The sequence below is a fragment of the Dyella japonica DSM 16301 genome (assembly GCF_001010355.1).
GTDB lineage: Bacteria > Pseudomonadota > Gammaproteobacteria > Xanthomonadales > Rhodanobacteraceae > Dyella > Dyella japonica.
In genome coordinates this window covers 15,843-35,929 of the sequence record NZ_JPLA01000005.1, presented here as the reverse complement: position 1 = coordinate 35,929, position 20,087 = coordinate 15,843, and the positions used below count along the sequence as shown (strand labels likewise).

The following is a 20,087-nucleotide window of genomic DNA, read 5'->3' as shown; positions in this document are numbered from 1 at the left end:
CCCCATCCCCTTACAATCCCCCGACTCAATCACGCCGCCACCCATGCTCACCTCGCTCTACGTTCGTCATTTTGCCGTCGTCGAAGAAGCCGAGATTGCCTTCGGCCCTGGCCTCACCGTGGTCAGCGGCGAAACGGGCGCCGGCAAGTCCCTGCTGGTGGATGCGCTGATGCTGCTGGCCGGCGCGCGCGCCGACAGCGGCATGGTCCGAGCCGGCAGCGACCGCGCCGAACTCACCGCTGAGTTCGACCTGACCCACCTGCCCGAAGCCCGCGCCTGGCTGAGCCGGGAGGAACTGGACGAAGAGGACAGCTGCCAGCTGCGCCGCGTGATCCGCGCCGAGGGCAGCTCGCGCGCCTGGATCAACGGCCGGCCTGCCAATGCCAGCCAGCTCGGCGAGCTGGCCACCTTGCTGGTGGAAATCCACGGCCAGCACGAGCACCAGGCCCTGCTCTCGCGCGCCCATCAAATGGAGCTGCTCGACGCCTACGCGGGCAACGAAGCCCTGGTGTCGCAGGTGCGTGAGCTGGCGCAACAGTGGCGCGAGCTGGGCAACCGCATCCGCAAGCTCAGCGGCGGCGACGACCGCGAGCAGCGCATCGAACTGCTCAGCCACGAACTGGGCGAGCTGGAAAAGTGGGCGCTGCCCGCCGACGATCTGGCCGAGCTGGAAGCCAGCCACAAGCGCCTGGCCAATGCCGGCCGGCTGGCCGAAGGCGCTGGCGGTGTGGTGGAACTGCTCGACGGCGAGAGCGAATTCGCGCTGCGCCGTGCACTGGGCCGTGCCCAGCTGGAAATGAGCAAGCTGGCCGCGCTGGACGATCGCCTCGCCCCGCTGCTGGAGCTGCTGGACAACGCCTCCATCCAGCTCAGCGAAGCGGCCGACGGCCTGGGCCGTTATGCGCTCGACGTCGACCTCGATCCCAATCGCTATGCGGAAGTGGACACCCACCTCACGCGCCTGCACGAACTGTCGCGCCGCCATCGCGTGACGGTGGCCGAGCTGCACGACAAGGCCGGCACGCTGCGCATTGAATTGAGCGAACTGGAAGGCGCCGGCGACGCGCTGGAAAAACTGGCCAAGCAACGCACGCGGCTGCAGCAGCAGTACGACGAACAGGCCACCCAGCTCAGCCAGGCGCGCCAGCAGGCGGCCGAACGCCTTGGCGGCGAAGTCAGCGTGCTGATGGGTGAGCTGGGCATGAGCGGCGGTCGGCTGGTGGTGGAGCTGGAAGCCACCAACGAAGGCGATCCCGATGTGCAGGGCCGCGAACGCTGCGAACTGCTGGTGAGCGCCAACCCCGGCCAGCCGCCGCGCGCGCTGCGCAAGGTGGCCTCGGGCGGCGAGCTGGCGCGCATCAGCCTCGCCATCGAAGTGGCCACGTTGGGCAAGGACACCGTCGGCACGATGGTGTTCGACGAAGTGGATACCGGCATCGGCGGCGCCGTCGCCGAAGTGGTGGGGCAGAAGCTGCGCGCGCTTGGCGCACAACGCCAAGTGCTGTGCGTCACGCATCTGCCGCAGGTCGCCGCGCAAGGCCACGCGCACCTGCGGGTGAGCAAGGACAGCGATGGCGAATCGACGCGTACGCGTATCGAGAAGCTCGATGCGAATGGTCGCCGCGATGAACTGGCGCGCATGCTTGGTGGTGTGGAAATCACCCGCGAGACACGGGCGCATGCGAAGCAGATGTTGGAGCGGGCGCAGGTTTAATCAGGTCGCGCGGACACCTGTGGGAGCGCACCCTGTGCGCGACTGCGGCGCCGTGGCGTTAGCGCTCCGTAGGTTTGTCGCGCACAGGGTGCGCTCCCACAAGATCACCTGCCACCTCTGTAGGAGCGCACCTTGTGCGCGACCGCAGCGTCGCGGCGCTATCGCTCCGTAGGGTGGTCGCGCACAGGGTGCGCTCCTACAACAATCGCGGCACCGATTGACTGGCGAATCAGTTCTTGCGCGGCAACAGCCCGCGCTCGGCGGCCATGCGGTAGAGATCCAATTCCGAACCGGCGCCCAGCTTGCCCATCAGGCTTGCGCGGTGGATGTAGACGGTTTTCTGGCCGATGCCCAGCTCACCGGCCACCTGCTTGGGTGCGCGACCGGCGGCCAGCAACAGGAACACTTCGCGCTCGCGCGCCGTCAGGCGATGGATGGGATCGCGCGATTCGCTCGGCCGCTCGGCGCGACGCTTGCGCAGATCGGAGCTGAGAAAACATTCGCCCTGCATCACCGCACGCAGGCCGGCGACCAGTTCTTCCGGGGCGACACCCTTGGTGACGTAGCCGCTGGCGCCGCGGCGCAGGGCTTCGGATACGTACGGCTCGCCGTCGTGCATGCTCAGCACCACGATGCGGGTGTCCACGGCCACGCTGCGCAGATGCTCGATCAACGGCAGCCCGCTGCCATCGGGCAGCGAGAGATCGAGTGCCACGAGATGGGGACGACAGGTGCCGACCGCTTCGACCGCATCGTCGGCGCAGCGGCATTCCGCCACGACCTCCAGATCCGGTTCCAATTCGATCAGCCGCTTGAACCCCTCGCGGACAATGGCATGGTCATCGACCAGGACAATGCTGTACATGAACGCATGTATAGCAGCCTGCGGGGCGGTTGACGATCACCCTGCGCATGCGCCCGGCCAAAAGCACGCCAGTGGCCGCCTGGACGCCCTCCCGACGCCATGTAACATCGACCGCATGCGACCTAAACACCCTGCACTGCCCGGTTCCAGCCTCTTGCTCGGCATCGGCTATCTGCTGCTCTGGCTGCTGCTGTGGCCCACCGAGCAACCCTATTGGATGCTTCCCTACGGCCTGCGTTTCGGCGCGCTGCTGCTGGCGCCCATGCGCATGTGGCCATGGCTGCTGGGTGCGGAATTTGCCGCCAGCGGGCTGATTTCCTATGTCCATCCGCAGCCGATGGGCTGGCATGGCTTTCTGCTGGGCGAGCTGCCCGAGCCCTTGGTGGTGGCCACCTGCCTGTGGCTGATGCGGCGCGCCAACCTGCATGCGAGCCTGCGCGATCCCGAGGACGTGGCTCGCCTGCTGCTGTCGGCCGCCTTCACCGTGGCGGCCACCACGGCGACGGATGCCGTGCTGATGGCGCTGGTCCACGCCAGCCCCACCACCGAACTGATGATGCAGGCGCTGGGTCAGGACCTGCTGGGCAACTACGTGGGCGTTCTGCTGGTGGTGCCGCTGCTGGTGATGCTGCTGCGCGCCCGGCTGGACAAGCGCGGCCTGGGGCGTTTGCTGATGGACGGCCTGCTGGTGCTGCTGCCGTCGCTGGCCATCCTCCTGGTGCTGTCCTCGCATGCGGCGCCGCAGCCGCAGTTCGCCCGCGTGCTGTCGCTGGCGCCGGTGCTGTTCTTTGCGTTCCGACATGGCTGGCGTGGCGCGAGTCTGGCCATGCTGATTTCCAGCCTGGGCATGACCCTGGTCGACCATCTCTCGGGGCACGGCTCACCGGGCGCACCCGGCGAACTGTTCCTGGCGGTGGCCGGAACCGGTGCGTTGATGCTTGGCTCGGCGACTGACGCGCTACGCCGCAGCAGCGAGCGCGTAGCCGAGCAAAACGTCTATCTGGCCGCGGTGAACCGACGCCTGGATCATCTCGCCCGCCAGTTGCGCGACGCCGCGCGCGGCAACCTGCGCACCGAGGAAAACCAGCGCCGCCACATGGCCGCCGAATTGCACGACGAACTGGGCCAGAACCTCACCGCGATCCAGACCCACCTGAAGCTGGCGCAATCGCGGCTGGCCCAGGCCGGCATGGACGATATCGGTATTTCCATCAACGCCATCCTCGGCCATATGCGTCGCGCCCTGCACCGCCTGCTCGACGACCTGCGCCCCGCCGTGCTCGACGAATTCGGCCTGCTGCGCGCGCTGGACGAGGGCCCGATCCGCGACCTGCTCAACGCCGCGGGCGTGGCCTATCGCACCGAACTGCATGGCGACCCGCGCCTGCTCGACGACGACACCCGCACCGTGGTCTATCGCCTGGTGCAGGAAAGCGCGACCAACGCCGTCAAGCACGCTCATGCCGACACCTTCCAGCTGCGCCTGCGCATCGGCGAACGGCAGGGCGTGGCGCTGGCCCTGCTGGACATCCGCGACAACGGGATCGGCCTGCCGGCCCGCATGCCCCGGGGCGGCCGCGGCATGCAGGGGATGCGCGATCGGGTGACTTCGCTGGGTGGCCTGTTCCGGGTCCGGCCGGAGGCCCAGGGCGTTCATCTTCGAATATTGTTGCGCAGCAACACACAAACTGGTGACGTAGCTCGCACTTAGGATCGTTACATAGGAAATTTTCCGATACCCGAGGTGTGAAGGGTTCGTTACGCTGGATTCATCGATGTGGGGGAGCCACCATCGCAAGATGGTGAGCCTTGCCAACCGTGGGGACGGTGGGCAAGAAGAACGGCAGGATGCCGTTCCGCCGGAATCGGTGGCAGTACCGGGACGCGCGAGCAACTCGCCCTCCTAGGAGCCATCCGGTAACGGATCAAGCCGCAGGGCGGACAGGAGTCCTCCCGCGGCTTTTTTTATGCGCGCAGATTTTATATCGGCCGCGCTTTCCAGCCATGAAAAAGGCCGGCTACGTCTCCGCGCCGGCCTCCGGATTCCGAATTCCCCGCCCAACTCGCTTATTTGCCGCCTTTTTTCGGCCGCACGTACAGCACCAGGCTGTGATCCTCGATGACGTAACCGTGGCGCGCGGCGATCTCGGACTGCAGGCGCTCGATCTCTTCGCTGACGAACTCGATGACCTTTCCGCTGTCCACATCGATCATGTGGTCATGATGCTTGCCGCGGTCCAGCTCGTAGACGGCCTGGCCGCCCTCGAAGTTGTGCTTGACGACGATGCCGGCCGCTTCGAACTGGGTCAGCACCCGGTAGACGGTGGCCAGCCCGATGTCTTCCTGGTGGGCCAGCAGGCGTTTGTAGATGTCTTCGGCGGTGAGATGGTGGGCCTCCTCATCCTCGAAGATCTGCAGAATGCGCATGCGGGGGTGGGTCACCTTCAGACCGGCTTTGCGCAGCTCTTTCGTTTCCTGTTCCATAGCAAACTCCACGCACACGGCGCTACGAGGCCGTTAGTGTATCATCCGACACCTTTACGATCCGGACGCAACACGCATGCATAAGCTGATTCGCACGCTGGGTTTTGCCATGCTGGCCCTTTCGCTGGCCAGCTGCCGTCTTATCTATACCCCCGACGTGCAACAGGGCAACCTGCTCGACAAGAAAACCGTGGATCAGCTGCAGCCCGGCATGACCAAGCGCCAGGTGCTGGTGCTGATGGGTTCGCCCTCGGTCAACTCGCCCTTCAGCCAGAACGAATGGAATTACGTCTCCACCCAGCAGCACCGCGGTGGCGACATCAAGGTGCGCTCGCTCAAGCTCACCTTCAATAATGACGTGCTGGTGCGCACCGAGGGCGACTTCTTCGCCGAAGACGCGCAGAAGCTGGTCAACGACACCAAGAAGTACCACGCCAGCTACCCGGTGGACGAAACCAAGGGCGACAAGTCGACCGGCGGTGGCGACAAGGGCGGCGACAACGGCGGCGGCAACAACGGCAACGACGGTCACTAAGACGCGCCGGCCGGCGTCAGCCCTCGTGGGCGCGGCGCCGGCGTGCTTCCTTCGGATCGAGGGTGAGCGGCCGGTAGATTTCCACCCGGTCGCCCTCGCCCACCACGTGCTCCGGCCCCACCTTGCGGGAAAAGATGCCCAGTCGGGCCGGATCCACGACCAGTCCTGGAACGTCCCCGACGATGCCGGACGCCTCGATGGCCTGCGCCACGGTGCTGCCTGAGGGCAAGCTCACCTTGCGCAGCCAGCGGCGCGAAGCTTCGGCAAAGACCACCTCGACGGTGACCTGCTCAGCCATAGGCACGCTCCGCCTCGCGGCAGAAGTCGTCGACCATGCGGCTGGCCAGCCCCTGAAAGCCCAGCTTGATGGCCGCACCACCGAGTTTGCCGGCGTAGTCGAAATCCAGCGCGAACGAAATCTTGCAACCGGCATCGCCCAACGCGATGAACTCCCATAGCCCGTCCAGGCTGCGGAACGGTCCATCGACCAGGCTCATATGCAGACGGCTGGGTCGCACAGTGGAATTGCGCGTGGTAAAGCTCTGGCGAAACCCCATGTACTTGAGATCCAGCCGCGCCACCAGCACATCCTCGCCACGCTCGATCACCTGAGCGTCGACACACCAGGGGAAGCGCTTTGGGTATGCTTCAACGTCATTGACCAGATCGAACATCTGGGCCGGCGAATATCGCACCAGGGCGCTGCGGCGGATCTCGATCACTTCAGCCTCTTCTTGAGCATCATCTTCAGTCCCTCCACGGACGGGACCATCATCAGGGCAATGAGCCCGAAGTTTAACGGACATGGCCAAGCCTAAGGACAAAGACAAAAGCTCGGGCGGCACCATTGCGCTGAACAAGCGCGCACGCCACGAGTACCACATCGACCAACGCTTCGAGGCGGGACTCGAGCTGCAAGGCTGGGAAGTCAAATCGCTGCGCGCCGGCCGCATCAACTTCGGCGACAGCTACGCGGTGGTGCTGCGCAGTGAGATTTTCCTTGTCGGCTGCTCGATTCCGCCGCTGATCAGCGCCTCCACCCACGTGGTGGCCAATGACCGCCGCACGCGCAAGCTGCTGCTGCATCGCGAAGAGATCGACACCCTTGTCGGCGCTGTCGAGCGCAAGGGCTACACGCTGATCCCGATGGCCCTCTACTGGAAGGGCAACAAGGTGAAGGTGGAAATCGGCCTGGCCAAGGGCAAGCAGGCGCACGACAAGCGCGATGCGGAAAAGGAACGCGACTGGCAGCGCGAAAAGCAGCGCACCATGCGTTCGCACAACAAGCTAGCCTGACATCCTCCGCCACGAGCCCGGCTCGCCTTCGGAAATCCCCACCGCGTCGTCGCGCAGCGACATGTTCATGGCGTCCACCGAGGTGCCGAAGCCAAAGCGCTCATAGATGCAGTGCGCGGCGCCGGTGGAATGCAGGTTGAGCGAATCGATGTCCTGCGCCCTTGCCGCCGCGCCCACCGCCGCGAGCAAGGCGGTAGCCAGGCCCTGGCGTCGATGGGTGTGCTTGACGAACATGTTCAGCACGTACCAGCCCACGCCCTGGCGAAAATAAGCCGATGGCAGGTGCGTATACGGGTGCACCATCACGCATCCGGCCACCCGCGCTTCCACCTCGGCCAGCCAGGCCAGCAGCCGGCCCTCGGGCATGGCTTCTTCGATCCAGCCGCGCAAATGATCGGCAAAGCCCTCCGGCAGCAGCTGCTTGAGCTCTTCCTCGAGGAACGCGCAACGCAAATCCGTCAATACACCTGCATCGTGCAACACCGCCTGACGTATCCGGACCATGGCCGTTCCTTTCGGGGGTGATGGGGCAAACCATAGCGGCGTCATGCCAGCTTGTAGAAATGCCTACTGCCTACATATACTGGCTGACCAGTTACTGTTTCAGTTTCCCCGGGGGTGTCATGGCTTCGACGGGGGTAGTGAGATAGCTTGGTGCATGCCGAGGGGGCAGCTTTCCTCGTTAATCCAGCCGCAAACTTATAGTTGCCAACGACGACAACTACGCTCTGGCCGCTTAAGGCCTAGCCCCGAACCCACTTGTGCTCGTGCTCGTGGATGTAGGGTCATTATCACGAGATCGCCCGAAGCTGCCGCCTGTCGGTAAGGGCTAAATCAAGCAGGCTGGTCCCTCGATGCGCTTTGCACGCTGTGCTGTCGCGGGATGAGATCTAACGGCGAGCTAAGCATGTAGTACCGGGCGTCAAGCGCCTTCGGACGCGGGTTCGACTCCCGCCACCTCCACCAATCGGGCCATCTAAGCAATCCAATGCTTAGATGGCTTTTTCTTTGGCGTGTCTGCGTTGGTCTGGTTTGTTCGTGGCCAGCTCAGTTCTTGGTCAGCCCGAAAGAAGCGGCGCTACGACAGCGCTTTTGCCGGACTCGTCGTGTGCTGCTCGGCGGTGCCGCGTTTGTCGCGACCGATTCCATGCAGATGCACCGAATGGAGTTGACTCCATATTCGGCGGCTGTCGCGATGGATAACAAAAATTGTTACAGGCGCGACCGCCCCGCAGGCAAAGCTTCGTTTCCAATAGCGACGTCACATTTCCAGTTGGCCCGAGTTGTTCGTCCCTCTGGCGATCGCTATCGTCGCCGCCGCGCATGGTACGTGGCACCCACGGGATTTCGAACGCTCGCGTGCCTCGGACCGGATGGTTTCGTGCAAAGGACGATCGACACGCATTCAAGGTCTTTGCTCGATGGCCGATAGCAGGATGCCGTCAATCTATCTTTTACACAGAGCATCGTAACGGTGCGCCAGCTTCGGTAGTCCGGGTTCGTTGCGCTTGCAACGAACCATGCGCATCACCTTTCAACTGGGCCAAATTCTTGAGTGCTAGGGGGCATATGAGAATTTATAGGAACACTCATCGGCAGGCGGGCTTTACTTTGATCGAATTGATGATCGTCGTAGCGATCATCGCGATCCTGGCAGCCATTGCGATACCTGCGTATCAGAATTACGTGATTAAAACTCAGGTGATGGAAGCCTTTACGCTATCCGAAGGCCCGAAGCTCGCAGTCGCGGAGTACTACTACAGCACCGGTGCATTTCCGACCACGGAAGCTGAGGCAGGTCTGCAAAGTTCCAATGCCTATGCGGGCAAGTACGTGGGCCATGTAGATGCAATATCGCGGCCCGGCAACGTTCTGGTGCACTTCGACAATACAGATGGGCAACAGGCCAATGCCGCCATCGCCGGCCTTCAGCTGGGGTTCTCCGCGGTAATCACCAATGGCTCGATCCAATGGGTGTGTACCGACCGCAACATCAATGGCATCCCTCTTCAATATCTGCCTCAGACCTGCCGCTGATGGGCGCCCAATAGTCGATTTCTCGGCGCGCTCGACTGCCCGATCATGCTCGCCTTTGATGGGCATGCGGATGGCGGTCGCGCGTTCGAACTTCGTCCGGATGTGTGCTTTGCTCGACGTCAGGTCAGTCACCCTCGCGAAGCGTTGATACAGCTCAAGGAGTGCGGTTTCTCCACCCAAATGACGAAGGCCCTGCGAGCGATCGCCGGGCCTTTTTGTTGGCGCGCGACGTATATTCATGACGTCACAATCCAACCCGTCGAGGCGCCTCCATGACGATGGCCACTGACCTGCGCGTGCGTACCTTGGGCAAGGTGATCGTCTCCGCCGTGATGTTCTGCACCGCCACTCTCACGTTGATAGCGGTCAGCCAGGATGGTCACCTACCCCTGCTTCTGCAGTCGGAGCCCGGATCCATCGGCATCTACGTCCTGTTGATGGTCTTCTGCGGATACCTGGTCAGGACCTGCTGGAAAAGAGAGGAGGCAGTGAACGCCGGAGACGCGTCGCTGTGGCGGGTCGTTGCCACGTTCTTCAGTGCCATGGCCTTGCTGATGTTTGTGGTGGCGCTTGCCTACTATGCGTGGATGGGACGGTAGGAGTTGGCGCTGGAGGTGCAATCCAGCAAGCCAGAAATTCGCCCTGCCCCCACTTCGCCCAAGACGATCAAGTCCCGCGAGTGAGCGCCGAGCTTTTTGCTTGCGTGGAAGCCATTCCATCGATTGCGCGCGCCCCGCTCTTTCTTGCGCTTCTTCCGACGCGGATCCGGGGGAACCCTGACTGAAAGTACCTGTCTAATCAGGCTTGTCGCAACACGCGCTGACGGCATGCGCATGTTTCGTTCCGTCATTGGCGTGGTAGGGGTGTGATGAAGCGTACTGGGCAGGTCCGACATCGACAGGAGGGGGATAGTGCGCGCGGCCTGGCCTTACTCGACAGCGAAACACGTGAATCCCTGGGTCGCAAACGCTGGCGACAACCGCCGCTAACCCGTCCCACGCTCGTGTTTGCGCTGACTCTGGTATGCGTACTGCACGCATTGTTCGCGCTGGCCCTGTGGTTGGAGATGCAGCCCAAGCCGCAGCAGGCCGAGCTGGCGAACGTCGATAACGAGCAGGCGCTGATCGTGCGTCTGATCGATCACCCCAAGACGCCACGCCCTGTGCCGGCGTCGGAGCCATCCGCGCAGCCCGAAAAGCCCGCTCCGCCGCAGCCAGCGTTGGCTGCCCGCGCCCCCCCAATCACGCACGAAAAAACGCGTCGTGACGCCATGGTCGTGCAGGATCACGCGACGACGCCTGCGCCGACGACCTCCGTGGCCATGCCCTCCGCCACAAGTCTGTTCGCGAAGGATGGTTCCGTGCACCTGCCATCGGCGACGGATGCCACTTCGGCTACGGCAAACACCAAGCCCGAACCGCCCAAGCCGGCCGACGATCGCCAGATCATGCAGCACGACAGCAACCACATGCAGTACAAGGCCACCCGTTTCGAAAAATACTTCCCGCCACCGAACGAGACCGCTGGCGGTGCCGTGGGACGCCATATCGGCGATGTGATCAAGGAAGTGGCCAAAAGCGTCTGCGATCCGACCAAGAGCAGCACGGCGACCAACCTGCTATGCGGCGCACCACCGCCGCCTGCTTCGTCCAAGGATCGCGATGAGCGCCTCAATCTGCCGCCGGCACCACTGGCCGACAACCCGAATCCACCCAAGGGGCCGCCGCTATCTAGTTGTATCGACGAGTACAAGGCGGGCGAGCCGCTTTCGTCGGGCTGCCCGGTAAATACGCCTGACCTGGCCTTCAAGGCCGAGATGCGTGAGTGCATTGATCTGTATCGTGAGGGCAAGCGGCTCAAGAGCTGGTGTCCACTTGATACACCTAAGCGGGCGGCGGCCGAGGCGGCGACGCCGGCGGATGCAGCGAGCCCGGGTGTGCACTAACCACAAATCTGCAGAGTGCTCAGAGCGCACGTCCTGTCACTTGGCCCAAACGGATGTGTTGGCATCGCCAAGCTCGTCAAAATAACGGGTGAACTCCGACTCGAAATTTCGGACACTCGCGGTCAATCCACGTCAGTGACGTCAAGATGAGTCGGGAAGGTTGGGATGTTTTCCATACGCTCAAGTTCATCGGATAGAGAAGTTCGATTTCTCGATCGCCGTGGCGACGAGTTCGTCGTGGAGATCGAGGGGCGCGGTGTCACGGCGACTCAGTGGGTTTGTGCATTCACCGACCCTGATGGGTTGGCTCGGTGGATGGAGAGCCTGGCGACCAACGAACTGCCCTGGAAAGGCGTGAGGTCCTGGGCGACGCTCGAGGGCGAGTTCCAGATTTCCGCGAGCTGTAGCTCCGGTGGCGCCGTGACATTCCTGGTAACGCTGAGTGGGCTTCCAGGCAGTAGCGAAGCGTGGCGAGTTTCCGCGGGTGTCACCAGCGAACTGGGGCAATTGCCTGGTCTTGCGCAGGCTGCGCGTCACTTTTTTGAGCACGCTGAGGTCTAGCGAACAGGCGATCATTGGGATTCGGCAGGCGCCCGCCCGTTGAGGACTTGGCGGCGATGGCGGCGCCATGCAGTGTCTGGGCTGCCACTATCCAATTTCTTCACTTCCCGCTCGCGAGGATCACCACCACGCGTTTGCCGGTCGCCGGCAGGCGCGATTTGCCGGAGGGGGCACACCATGACTTTCGCGATCAACCACCCGCTGGTGGTGTTCGTCATCTCGTTTATTGCCATGTGGATCGCTGCGCACACGGGCGCATGGTGGACCCGGCGACGGCCGCTGGCGGAGGCGGAGTCGCGCGACATGTTCAACGTGGTGCAAGGCGCCACGCTCACCCTGCTCGGCCTGATTATCGGCTTCAGTTTTTCCATGGCGATCAGTCGCTACGACCAGCGCAAGAACTTTGAAGAAGCGGAAGCCAATGCCATCGGCACGGAGTACGTGCGGCTGGATTTAATTGCGCCGGCTGATGCCTCGAAGTTGCGGCCGTTGCTGGTGGCATACCTGAAGCATCGCATCACGTTCTACGAGACCACTGACCGTAGCCAGCTGCCTGCGCTCGCGGCGCGCAAGGCCCAGCTGCAGTCGCAGCTCTGGAGTGCGGTGGTCCCGTCGGCCGAACAGCGGCCCAGTCCGATTACCGCTCTGGTGGTGGCGGGCATGAACGACGTGCTGAATTCGGAAGGCTATACGCAGGCGGCCTGGTGGAATCGCATACCTATCGCGGCCTGGCTGCTGATGGGTGTCATCGCACTTGGATGCAACGTGCTGGTTGGCGTGGGCACGGGGCGGCGATTGCCGGAGCCGTTCTTCCTCACCGTGCTGCCACTGGTGGTCGCCGTGTCGCTGATGCTGATCGCCGACATCGACAGTCCACGTGGCGGGCTTATCCGCGTCGCGCCGCAAAACCTGCAGGCCCTGATGGCTTCACTGCCCTCGCCTTAGGTGCGTGTCATGGCTGCCCGGCAAACGTCGAGTGCGGCGCCCGCTACTCATCATCGTTGGCGCTCACCGCCATATTGCGCTTGTACGCGTTGGCTCGGGTGAGGATGGCGATGGCTTCGCGGAAGATCATCGGCACGGCGGGCGGCAATTCGCCCTGCTCGCGCGAGGCGGCAAAATCACCTTCCGCACCGGCGATCAGCTCGTCGATCAGGCCCGGCTCCTTCATATCCATGCGTTGCAGCAGGCTGAGCAGGATGTAAGAGCAGGCATGCGCCCTGGCATCTGCCGGTGTGAACTCGTGAGCCATGGTCGACACCTTTGAGCGCGTGGATGGGCGGCTTGGAATGTAGCGCCGAACAGGCTCGGGCGGACGATCCTCGTCGGGATGCACCTGCGCGTAGCCTTCCGGCCCCCGGCTGGCACGCGATCATGCCGTTTACGGCCGGGGAACCAAGCCCGCCCACGAAGTCGTCACGAGCAGCCGCCGAGACTGTGCGCATGCAACGGGCGGAACTCTCAGGGGAGATGGGTCCACCGTGGCATGGCGGGACGGCGCCATGACCGTCCTCCATGGCTTCCCTGCTTCCGACGACGCGCACCCATGCCAACACCGGCACCGCACAACGAATCCGTCAACCGTCGGTTTCGTTACATCGTCGTCACCCTCTACCTCATGGTGGTGGGGGTGATGGTGTGGCAGTTCGCCTTGCAATGGCGCGGCTACCGGGACGCCCGTGAAGCGCAGAAGCAGTTCACGGTGGTCCAGGCCGCCTTGCGCGCCATGGCGGATGTGTCGCGCGAGCGTCGGCCGGCCGTTGGCGTCCTCATGCTGGAGGAATCGGAAGCCGCCAAGTGGCGCATCGTATTGGACGACACGCGGCGATTGACTGATCGGCAGATGGACGCATTGGGCGCCGCCCTGAACGACCCCGATTGCGACCAATGTGCGGCGCTTGCCCCTGCGTGGGGCAGCGTCCGGACCCAACTGGTCCAGGCGCGGCAAGGGCTGGACGCCATGCAGCATGTCGCGCACACCGATACGGAGATTGTCGAAGGCTTCAACCAGATCGTCAGAGTGATTCCCCGCTTGTCGGCGATCGCGCAGGTCGGTACCACCGGCGTGATTCGCGAGAATGCCGACGTGCAGAGCTATCTGCTGGTGGCCCGGTTGTCGGGTCTGCTGAGGGAACAGGCTGGCCTGGTCGCGCAACAGTTCGCACCGTCGCTGGTCAAGCATCGCCCACTCACCGAGCAGGAGGCGTTGGAGATCGCCGCAAGCATGGGCAAGATCGAGCAGCTGCGGCAATTGCTGGTGCCAAGCATGCGGGTGCTGCCGCCCGACCTGCTGCAGGACTATGGCGAACTCGACCGGCGCTATTACGGTGAGGCGGTGGTTCTACTCAACGAACTGCGCCAGGAGGCCACCCGTGCGTCGGGCTCCAATGCCACCCTGATGGAGCTGTCTGACCATTACGGCCCGTTGGTCGCGCCGATCGACCGGTTCCGGGACGACGCGCTGGCCCTGGCCAGTGCCACCATTGACCAGAGTCTGCACCGGCACCTCCTCTATCTGCTGGCCAGCGGTCTTGCAGCCGTCGCCCTGACCGCGTTCCTGGTGATGATGATCTGGCGCTTCCACGAAAAGGTCATCCGCCCCTTTGCGGAGGCACAGCATTTCATTCTCGCGGTGGCATCAGGCGATACGACGGCGGAAATCCCCCACGGGCATTACGGCAGCGAGGTGCAGGACCTGTTTTCCGCGCTCCACGTGCTCAAGGAAAACGACCTCAAGCGCCGCCAACTGGAACAGGAGCGCAATCGCCTGATCCGCGAATTGCAGACCATGGCCGAAACCGATCCGCTCGCCGGCCTGCTCAACCGCCGCGCGTTCGAGAGCCGCGCCCGCGTGCTGCTGGCCGACAAGCGCGGCAGCGATCCGGTGGTGGCGCTGATGATGCTCGACATCGATTTCTTCAAGCGGGTGAATGATACCTACGGCCACGAAAGCGGCGACAAGGCCCTGGTGGCGCTGGCCACCTTGTGCCGTGAAACCGTGCGTGCCGACGATATCGTGGCCCGCTTCGGTGGCGAGGAGTTCGTGATACTGCTGCGCGTGCAGGCGGTGATGCACGCCCGTGCACTGGCCGAAAAGCTGTGCGATCAGTTGCGCGTGCAGACCATCGCGGCCACCGACGGCCGGCAGTTCGGTTTCACCGTCAGTATCGGCATCGCCTTTGCGCAACGCGTGACCGGGGCCAAGCTGCAGGTGGATGAACTGCTGCGCGAGGCCGACGCCCTGCTCTATCGTGCGAAGTCCAACGGCCGCGACCGCATCGAAACGGAAGAGAGCTGAACTCAACGCGGCCCGGTCGATGGATCGTCCGCATACAGCACCGCCGCCAGCAAGGGCCAGCGTTTGAGCGCAGCCAGCCACACGTCCTTGGCCTGGCTGTCGTAGTACCGCGCAGGGTCCACGCCCTCGACGTAGCTGGCATAGGTTTCGATGTCGCTCGGCTTCATCCTGGCATGCGGATCGCGTGGCGCGGCCATTACTTGCCCTCCATCCAGACGCCGTCGGGCGTATGGATCACATAACCGTTGGCGGTGCCCATGGTGATGGTGTTTTCGTTTTCTCCCACCATGCGCGTTTGCGGCAGATCGCGTGCGTACTGATCCAGCGCCGGTGCTTCGGCCTTGAATGGACTGTTCGCGATCAGGTTCGACATCAGCTGCGCCAGCGCGAGATAGCTGGTCGGTGTATCGATGGACATGGCGTGGCCGGGCGCGTCCTTGCCGACCGGCAGGCCGATCAGTTTCACGCCCACCGGTACATCGATGATGCGTGGCGTGGGAATTTCACGCAGGCCGGAGATCTGCCCTGCATCGCCACGCAAGGCCGCTCCGTGCTCGGGCACGAAGATCAACACGGCCTTGCGGCCGGAATGGGCGATCAGGTCGGTCAGGCGATCGATATCGCCCAGCAGCCGGGTCAAGCGGATCGGATACGACTGCAGGCTGGTGAGATTGCTGTTGGGCAGGCGATTGCCGTCGTGCATGCTCACTGTGTTGTAGTAGAGCGCCACCGGTGCGCCGCCCTTGCTCGCGCGATCCTGGTACCACTTGGCGAGGGCGTCGTAATCGTCGACGAGCGACGAGCCATCGAATTCGCGCATGAACGGCGGCAGGCCCTCGATCGATTGCGGCTGGATGCCCGGGCGGCCGATCTCGCGCTCGACGATGCCGCGGAAATCATCGAAGCGGCCGTTGTGGTTCATCAGGTACTCCACGTCATAGCCCGCCGCCGCCAAGTCGGCAAACACATGGCATTCCTGCGGTGCCGCGCTGTACAGCTCCTGATGCGCATCCTGCCCGCAGGATGCGCGGAACAGGCGGATCGCAGCCGGTCCGCTATAGCTCGCCGCGCTGCTGAATTTCTTGAAGACGTAATCGAATTTGCCGAACAGCGGGTTGTCACGCATGTTGGCCACGTCCAGGTCGTCCCAGGACAGCGAGCAGATATGGATGATGATGATGTCGAACTGCGCCGCCGGATCGGTACTCATCGGGAAGAACGCGACGCGCCGACTTTTCTCCGCATGATGAAACGCGGCCAGCTGCTGGTCGTAGCTGCCGGTGGAACTGTCCGTGCCGGCATTGGCGATATCCGCGTCGGCGCGTGGATTGAGCGCGATGCTTGGTCCCGTGTTGGCCTTGGCAATCAAGCTGCCCATGCCCTGCCAAAGCGGAAACACGACGAGCGCCAACAACACGAAGGTGGTCACGCGCACCCAGCGGTTGACGATGGCGTAGATCACCAGCACCAGGATCGGGATATACACCATGGCCGGTTTGAACAGGCGGCGGGCCAGTTCCATCATGTAGGTCGGCGAAAACGAGGCCAGTGCGGGGATCTGTTTGATCACATAGCCGATCGGCGGCAGGCTGGATTCGTGGTACAGCAACGCGGCTCCCGCCAGCACGGCCAGTACTTGCCGAGTCACGCGATGCCAGCGCTGCTGCAGCGGCACCAGCAGCGCCAGCGCCAACAGCAGGTTGAGCCACCACGCCGGCTGGATGCTGCCTACCGCGGCCAGATAGAGCACGCCGATGAAATAGAGATTCCAGATGCCCATGCCTTACTCCGTTCCCGACTGGCGCGGCCGGCGCATGACGGCGACCTCGACGGCGTCCAGGCAGGCATCGAACAAGCGAAGCACGCCCTGGTAACCCATCTCGATCACTTCGACAAAACTGTGCAGCGGCGCATCGGGCACCAGCTCCTCTTCCCAACGCACCCAGGCATCGGCTCGGCCAAACGTGCACTGGATCAGTTGCGTCTCCTTTTCATACGACCACTCCTCGAACTTCAAGCCAAGGTGGACGCCACTGTTGCGCGCGACCACGGCGGGGAAGTAGTAGTCGATATCGCCGCGCGACAGCGCCACGCCCAGCGGGTTGCCGCGATCCAGTTCCAGAGGCTCGGGCAGGATGATGCCCAGGCCGCCGGTGGAGTAGTTCTCCGTGCGGCAAGCGATGGTCTTGCCGTTGGACAGCACCAGGGTCGCCGGCACCACCAGCGGCACGTGGTGCGACACGCGCACCTGACGCGCCTCTTTGGCCACGCCCACGGCAGCACCCAGCATCGCCACGTTGAACAGCGCCCACACCATGTTCATCAACACCGTCGCCGGCTCGTCGCGCTGCGTCGTGAAAATGCGCACGATGCCCGCCACCAGCGCGCAGAGGTTGAGCGCCAGCAACCACACATAGGGCTTGGAGGTGGCCCAGTCGAGATATTCCTGTTCGATCAGGCCACCCTTGGCCGTGACGTTGAACTTGCCCTTCTTCGGATTGATGAAAGCCACCGTGGTCGGCAACACCGTGTACCAGGCCAGCACCGACTCATAGACCTCGGCCCAGAACGAATGGCGGTACTGACCTTGGATGCGCGAGTTGGCCATGCCCGATACGAAGAGGTAGGGCAAGACATAGGCCATCACCGAAATCGCATCCGCACCGAACACATGCAGTCCAAAGAACAGATAGGCGCACGGCATGCACAGGAAGATCAGGCGCGGGATGCCGTAGAAGAAATGCAGCATCGCGTTGCTGTAGCAGATGCGCTGGAAGAAGGTGAGACCCTTGCGCAGCCAGGGGTTGTCGATGCGAAAGATCTGCGCCATGCCGCGCGCCCAGCGAATTCGCTGGCCGATATGTCCCGACAGGCTTTCCGTGGCAAGGCCCGCCGCCTGCACGATGCGCAGATAAGCCGTGCGATAGCCGCGGCGATGCATCTTCAGCGAGGTGTGGGCGTCCTCGGTGACGGTTTCCACGGCGATGCCGCCCACTTCCATCAGCGGCGCACGGCGAATCACCGCGCAGGACCCGCAGAAGAACGTCGCATTCCAGAAATCGTTGCCGTCCTGGATCAGGCCGTAGAACAGGCTGCCCTCGTTGGGGATGCGCATGAAGGTGTCGTAGTTGCGCTCGAACGGATCCGGCGAAAAGAAATGGTGCGGCGTCTGCACCATCGCGCACTTGGGATCGGCGATGAACTCGCCCATGGTGGTCTGCAGGAAGGAGCGCGTGGGGATGTGGTCGCAGTCGAAGATCGCGATGAATTCGCCGCTGGTCATCGCCAGCGCGTGATTGATGTTGCCGGCCTTGGCGTAGCGGTGTTCCTCGCGGGTGAGATAGCCCACGCCCACCTCGTTGGCAAAGCGGTGAAACTCCTCGCGGCTGCCGTCGTCGAGCAGGTAGACGCGCAGCTTGTCGTGCGGCCAGTCCATGCTCTTGGCGGCCAGCACCGCCGGGCTCACCACCGACAGTGGCTCGTTGTAGGTCGGGATATACACGTCCACCGTGGGCCAGCTGTAGGTGTCGTCGGGCAGCGGCTTGGGTTGGCGGTTCAGCGGCCACGCCGTCTGGATATAGCCGAAGAACAGCACGATCCAGGTATAGATCTCGGCCGCAAACAGCAGGTAGCCGAACAAGGCCTCCACCGGCGTGGCGAAGTTGAGTGTCTGCGTGATGCGCCACCACATGTAGCGCCCCGTCATCAGGATCGACAGCGACACCATCAGCATGGTCGGCCAGCGTCCGGGGATGCGCCGCGCCACCACCATCACCACCAGCACCGCGATGAACAGGCGGAACTGGTCGGCGATCGGCAAGGGCGTGGTCCAGAACCCCACGGCCACCGCCAGGGCCAGCAGCAGGATCACCGGCTTGAGATGCGGCACGCGATCCAGCCCGGACGACCAATGATTCACGCGCTCGCCGATACGCGCCCACGGCACGGTCGGCAGGCGCGAGGACACCGCATGCCCTGCCCGCCCCGCGACGCCATGCACCGGCGCCAGCCAGTGGCCAATGCGGCCCAGCAGCATCGAACGACGCCGCGCACCGCGATGATGCCGCGCGCTGCGCAGGTTGGTGGACAAACGCACCCGGCGACGATGGGGACGCAAGAACAACCGCTTGAGCCACGTAGCGGCATCCTGGCCTTCGCCCACGGCAAGCTCGAAGCGCAGATGGCGTCCCAGTCTCTCCGCCCACCAGGCCGGCCAGTCGCGTTTGCCTGGCGGCGCTGGACGAAACACCAACCGCAGCAGCCACGCGCCACGCCCGGCCTCGGCGTCCACGCCAAGCTGCTGCGCCAGCGTGTGGCGCAGACGCGTCAGCGCCGAGGTGGCGACACGCGTATTCACGCTGAACCTCCCGCCGCCGCGCCAGGCTGGTAGGCGCGTCGAATCCAGCTCGACAACCAGGTCGCCAGGCCCTGCATATCGTGCGCTGCCTGCGAATGCGGCGCGCTGTGCACGAAGCTCTCGTTGCGGGCCAGCGCTTCGGGAATACCGCTGTCGGCATGCACGCGATAGGTGGAAAGCGCCGTACCCAGCGAGTCGCGCAACAGAGCGAGGATGTCGGTATGCAACTGCGACGCCGGCGACACGGCGTTGGCCACGTACAGCGTTTCCTTGCCCAGTGCCTTCAGCTCGGCGCGCAGACGCGGCAGCGTGGCACAGGCCAGCGGTGCGGGCGGAACCACCACCATCACCAGGTCGGCTGCCGCCATCGCTTGCGCGGCGTAAACGGAGGGCCACGTCGGCGTGTCAATCAGGCTCACGCCATGGCCGGGCAAGTCCACCCTTGCCAGCAGATCGCGCAGCCACATTGATTGCTGATGCAAGGCGGCAGACATCGCGGCGCTCGAAGCGGCCGCGCCATCGTCACGCGCCCCACCCCACGGCAGCCACAGCACGCCGTCATCCGTCTGCACTGCTGCATCACTCCAGTCGTCGTTGCCGAAAAGCACCTGCGAATGGAGTCCCTGCCGGGCGGGCGTGCGCAGGCCGCAATGAAACGTGAGCACGTTGCGCGGATCGCATTCCACCGCCAGTACCGCGTGCCGACGTTCCGCCAACAGGCCGGCCAGCGTAGCGGTGAGCATGGTGCGCCCTGCACCACCGACGCTAGCGATGATGGCAATCGTCTTCATGCTTTCTTTCCCGCGCCGCCCTGACGCTTGCCGAGTATGACCAGGCCTTCCAGCTGCGCCGGCAACTGGATCTTGCGCCGGCGAAGCAAGGAGTGGGTGCGCGACAACAACGAACCCAGCCGGAAGCGCCAGGACAACCACCATAGCGGCGCGGCAAGTACCAGGCCCAAGATGAAGTAACCCAGGAAGGTGCTCATGCCCGCC

Annotated in this window: 21 protein-coding genes and 1 other RNA gene; 11 read left to right on the top strand and 11 right to left on the bottom strand. The window is 63.8% G+C overall.

The genetic code is table 11. The features are described from left to right. Nucleotides 1-43: 43 nt before the first annotated feature. The gene (gene recN / locus Y882_RS02490) at nucleotides 44-1,714 is read left to right on the top strand and encodes a DNA repair protein RecN (protein WP_046970300.1); all 1,671 of its coding nucleotides are present in this window, start codon (nucleotides 44-46) and stop codon (nucleotides 1,712-1,714) included. 229 nt (nucleotides 1,715-1,943) lie between these two features. Here recN and Y882_RS02485 read toward each other — a convergent pair whose 3' ends face one another. Then, the gene (locus Y882_RS02485; protein ID WP_046970299.1) at nucleotides 1,944-2,579 is read right to left on the bottom strand and encodes a response regulator transcription factor; all 636 of its coding nucleotides are present in this window, start codon (nucleotides 2,577-2,579) and stop codon (nucleotides 1,944-1,946) included. 115 nt (nucleotides 2,580-2,694) lie between these two features. Between Y882_RS02485 and Y882_RS02480 the strand changes: the two genes are divergently transcribed. Beyond that, the gene (locus Y882_RS02480) at nucleotides 2,695-4,290 is read left to right on the top strand and encodes an MASE1 domain-containing sensor histidine kinase (protein ID WP_046970298.1); all 1,596 of its coding nucleotides are present in this window, start codon (nucleotides 2,695-2,697) and stop codon (nucleotides 4,288-4,290) included. Between the two features lie 356 nt (nucleotides 4,291-4,646). Here Y882_RS02480 and fur read toward each other — a convergent pair whose 3' ends face one another. Continuing rightward, on the bottom strand, nucleotides 4,647-5,063 hold the full coding sequence (gene fur / locus Y882_RS02475) for a ferric iron uptake transcriptional regulator (protein WP_046970297.1): 417 nt from the start codon (nucleotides 5,061-5,063) through the stop codon (nucleotides 4,647-4,649). Nucleotides 5,064-5,139: 76 nt separating this feature from the next. Between fur and Y882_RS02470 the strand changes: the two genes are divergently transcribed. Continuing rightward, nucleotides 5,140-5,598, top strand: a complete 459-nt coding sequence (locus Y882_RS02470) for an outer membrane protein assembly factor BamE (RefSeq protein WP_046970296.1) — start codon at nucleotides 5,140-5,142, stop codon at nucleotides 5,596-5,598. 16 nt (nucleotides 5,599-5,614) lie between these two features. Here Y882_RS02470 and Y882_RS02465 read toward each other — a convergent pair whose 3' ends face one another. Together Y882_RS02465 and Y882_RS02460 are read right to left on the bottom strand one after the other, a co-directional pair. Beyond that, the gene (locus tag Y882_RS02465) at nucleotides 5,615-5,896 is read right to left on the bottom strand and encodes an RnfH family protein (protein ID WP_046970295.1); all 282 of its coding nucleotides are present in this window, start codon (nucleotides 5,894-5,896) and stop codon (nucleotides 5,615-5,617) included. Next, complete coding sequence (locus Y882_RS02460) at nucleotides 5,889-6,320, bottom strand: type II toxin-antitoxin system RatA family toxin (RefSeq protein ID WP_046970294.1); 432 nt, start codon at nucleotides 6,318-6,320, stop codon at nucleotides 5,889-5,891. The genes Y882_RS02465 and Y882_RS02460 overlap by 8 nt, the downstream gene beginning before the upstream one ends. Nucleotides 6,321-6,402: 82 nt before the next feature. On the opposite strand from Y882_RS02460, the gene smpB reads away from it, so the two are divergent. After that, nucleotides 6,403-6,894 (top strand): SsrA-binding protein SmpB, encoded by a 492-nt coding sequence (smpB, locus tag Y882_RS02455; RefSeq protein WP_046970293.1) that lies wholly within the window; start codon nucleotides 6,403-6,405, stop codon nucleotides 6,892-6,894. On the opposite strand, the gene Y882_RS02450 is transcribed toward smpB, so the two are convergent. Then, complete coding sequence (locus Y882_RS02450) at nucleotides 6,886-7,398, bottom strand: GNAT family N-acetyltransferase (RefSeq protein ID WP_046970292.1); 513 nt, start codon at nucleotides 7,396-7,398, stop codon at nucleotides 6,886-6,888. The two genes, smpB and Y882_RS02450, sit on opposite strands and share 9 nt — an antisense overlap. 110 nt (nucleotides 7,399-7,508) lie before the next feature. Here Y882_RS02450 and ssrA point away from each other — a divergent pair. The 6 genes from ssrA to Y882_RS02420 all read left to right on the top strand — a co-directional run bounded on the left by ssrA (nucleotide 7,509) and on the right by Y882_RS02420 (nucleotide 12,382). Beyond that, nucleotides 7,509-7,860, top strand: a transfer-messenger RNA (tmRNA) gene (gene ssrA / locus Y882_RS19125). 603 nt (nucleotides 7,861-8,463) lie between these two features. Beyond that, nucleotides 8,464-8,931, top strand: coding sequence for a pilin (locus tag Y882_RS02445; protein ID WP_046970291.1), 468 nt, complete (start codon nucleotides 8,464-8,466; stop codon nucleotides 8,929-8,931). Between the two features lie 272 nt (nucleotides 8,932-9,203). Continuing rightward, a complete protein-coding gene (locus Y882_RS02440) occupies nucleotides 9,204-9,530 on the top strand; it encodes a hypothetical protein (protein ID WP_046970290.1) in 327 nt (108 codons plus the stop codon). Between the two features lie 404 nt (nucleotides 9,531-9,934). Then, nucleotides 9,935-10,876, top strand: a complete 942-nt coding sequence (locus Y882_RS02430; protein ID WP_244466172.1) for a hypothetical protein — start codon at nucleotides 9,935-9,937, stop codon at nucleotides 10,874-10,876. Between the two features lie 165 nt (nucleotides 10,877-11,041). After that, on the top strand, nucleotides 11,042-11,437 hold the full coding sequence (locus Y882_RS02425) for a DUF6228 family protein (RefSeq protein ID WP_046970288.1): 396 nt from the start codon (nucleotides 11,042-11,044) through the stop codon (nucleotides 11,435-11,437). 177 nt (nucleotides 11,438-11,614) lie between these two features. Beyond that, a complete protein-coding gene (locus Y882_RS02420; protein ID WP_046970287.1) occupies nucleotides 11,615-12,382 on the top strand; it encodes a bestrophin-like domain in 768 nt (255 codons plus the stop codon). 43 nt (nucleotides 12,383-12,425) lie between these two features. On the opposite strand, the gene Y882_RS02415 is transcribed toward Y882_RS02420, so the two are convergent. Beyond that, nucleotides 12,426-12,689, bottom strand: a complete 264-nt coding sequence (locus tag Y882_RS02415) for a hypothetical protein (protein WP_156171304.1) — start codon at nucleotides 12,687-12,689, stop codon at nucleotides 12,426-12,428. 294 nt (nucleotides 12,690-12,983) lie between these two features. Between Y882_RS02415 and Y882_RS18710 the strand changes: the two genes are divergently transcribed. Then, nucleotides 12,984-14,735 (top strand): GGDEF domain-containing protein, encoded by a 1,752-nt coding sequence (locus tag Y882_RS18710; protein WP_052949613.1) that lies wholly within the window; start codon nucleotides 12,984-12,986, stop codon nucleotides 14,733-14,735. Nucleotides 14,736-14,737: 2 nt separating this feature from the next. Here the strand turns inward: Y882_RS18710 and Y882_RS02400 are convergent, their stop codons facing one another. From Y882_RS02400 to Y882_RS02380, 5 genes are read right to left on the bottom strand one after another with little or no spacing between them, the layout of a single operon-like run. Next, a complete protein-coding gene (locus Y882_RS02400; protein ID WP_046970283.1) occupies nucleotides 14,738-14,932 on the bottom strand; it encodes a hypothetical protein in 195 nt (64 codons plus the stop codon). Next, nucleotides 14,932-16,515 carry a cellulose biosynthesis protein BcsG gene (gene bcsG / locus Y882_RS02395; RefSeq protein ID WP_046970282.1) on the bottom strand — a complete coding sequence of 528 codons (1,584 nt, stop codon included), beginning with the start codon at nucleotides 16,513-16,515 and terminating at the stop codon, nucleotides 14,932-14,934. The genes Y882_RS02400 and bcsG overlap by 1 nt, the downstream gene beginning before the upstream one ends. 3 nt (nucleotides 16,516-16,518) lie before the next feature. After that, a complete protein-coding gene (bcsA, locus tag Y882_RS02390; protein WP_046970281.1) occupies nucleotides 16,519-19,092 on the bottom strand; it encodes a UDP-forming cellulose synthase catalytic subunit in 2,574 nt (857 codons plus the stop codon). Continuing rightward, on the bottom strand, nucleotides 19,089-19,883 hold the full coding sequence (bcsQ, locus tag Y882_RS02385) for a cellulose biosynthesis protein BcsQ (RefSeq protein ID WP_046970280.1): 795 nt from the start codon (nucleotides 19,881-19,883) through the stop codon (nucleotides 19,089-19,091). The genes bcsA and bcsQ overlap by 4 nt, the downstream gene beginning before the upstream one ends. Next, entirely contained in the window at nucleotides 19,880-20,080 is a 201-nt protein-coding gene (locus tag Y882_RS02380) for a hypothetical protein (protein ID WP_046970279.1), read from the bottom strand. The genes bcsQ and Y882_RS02380 overlap by 4 nt, the downstream gene beginning before the upstream one ends. Between the last annotated feature and the right edge of the window lie 7 nt (nucleotides 20,081-20,087).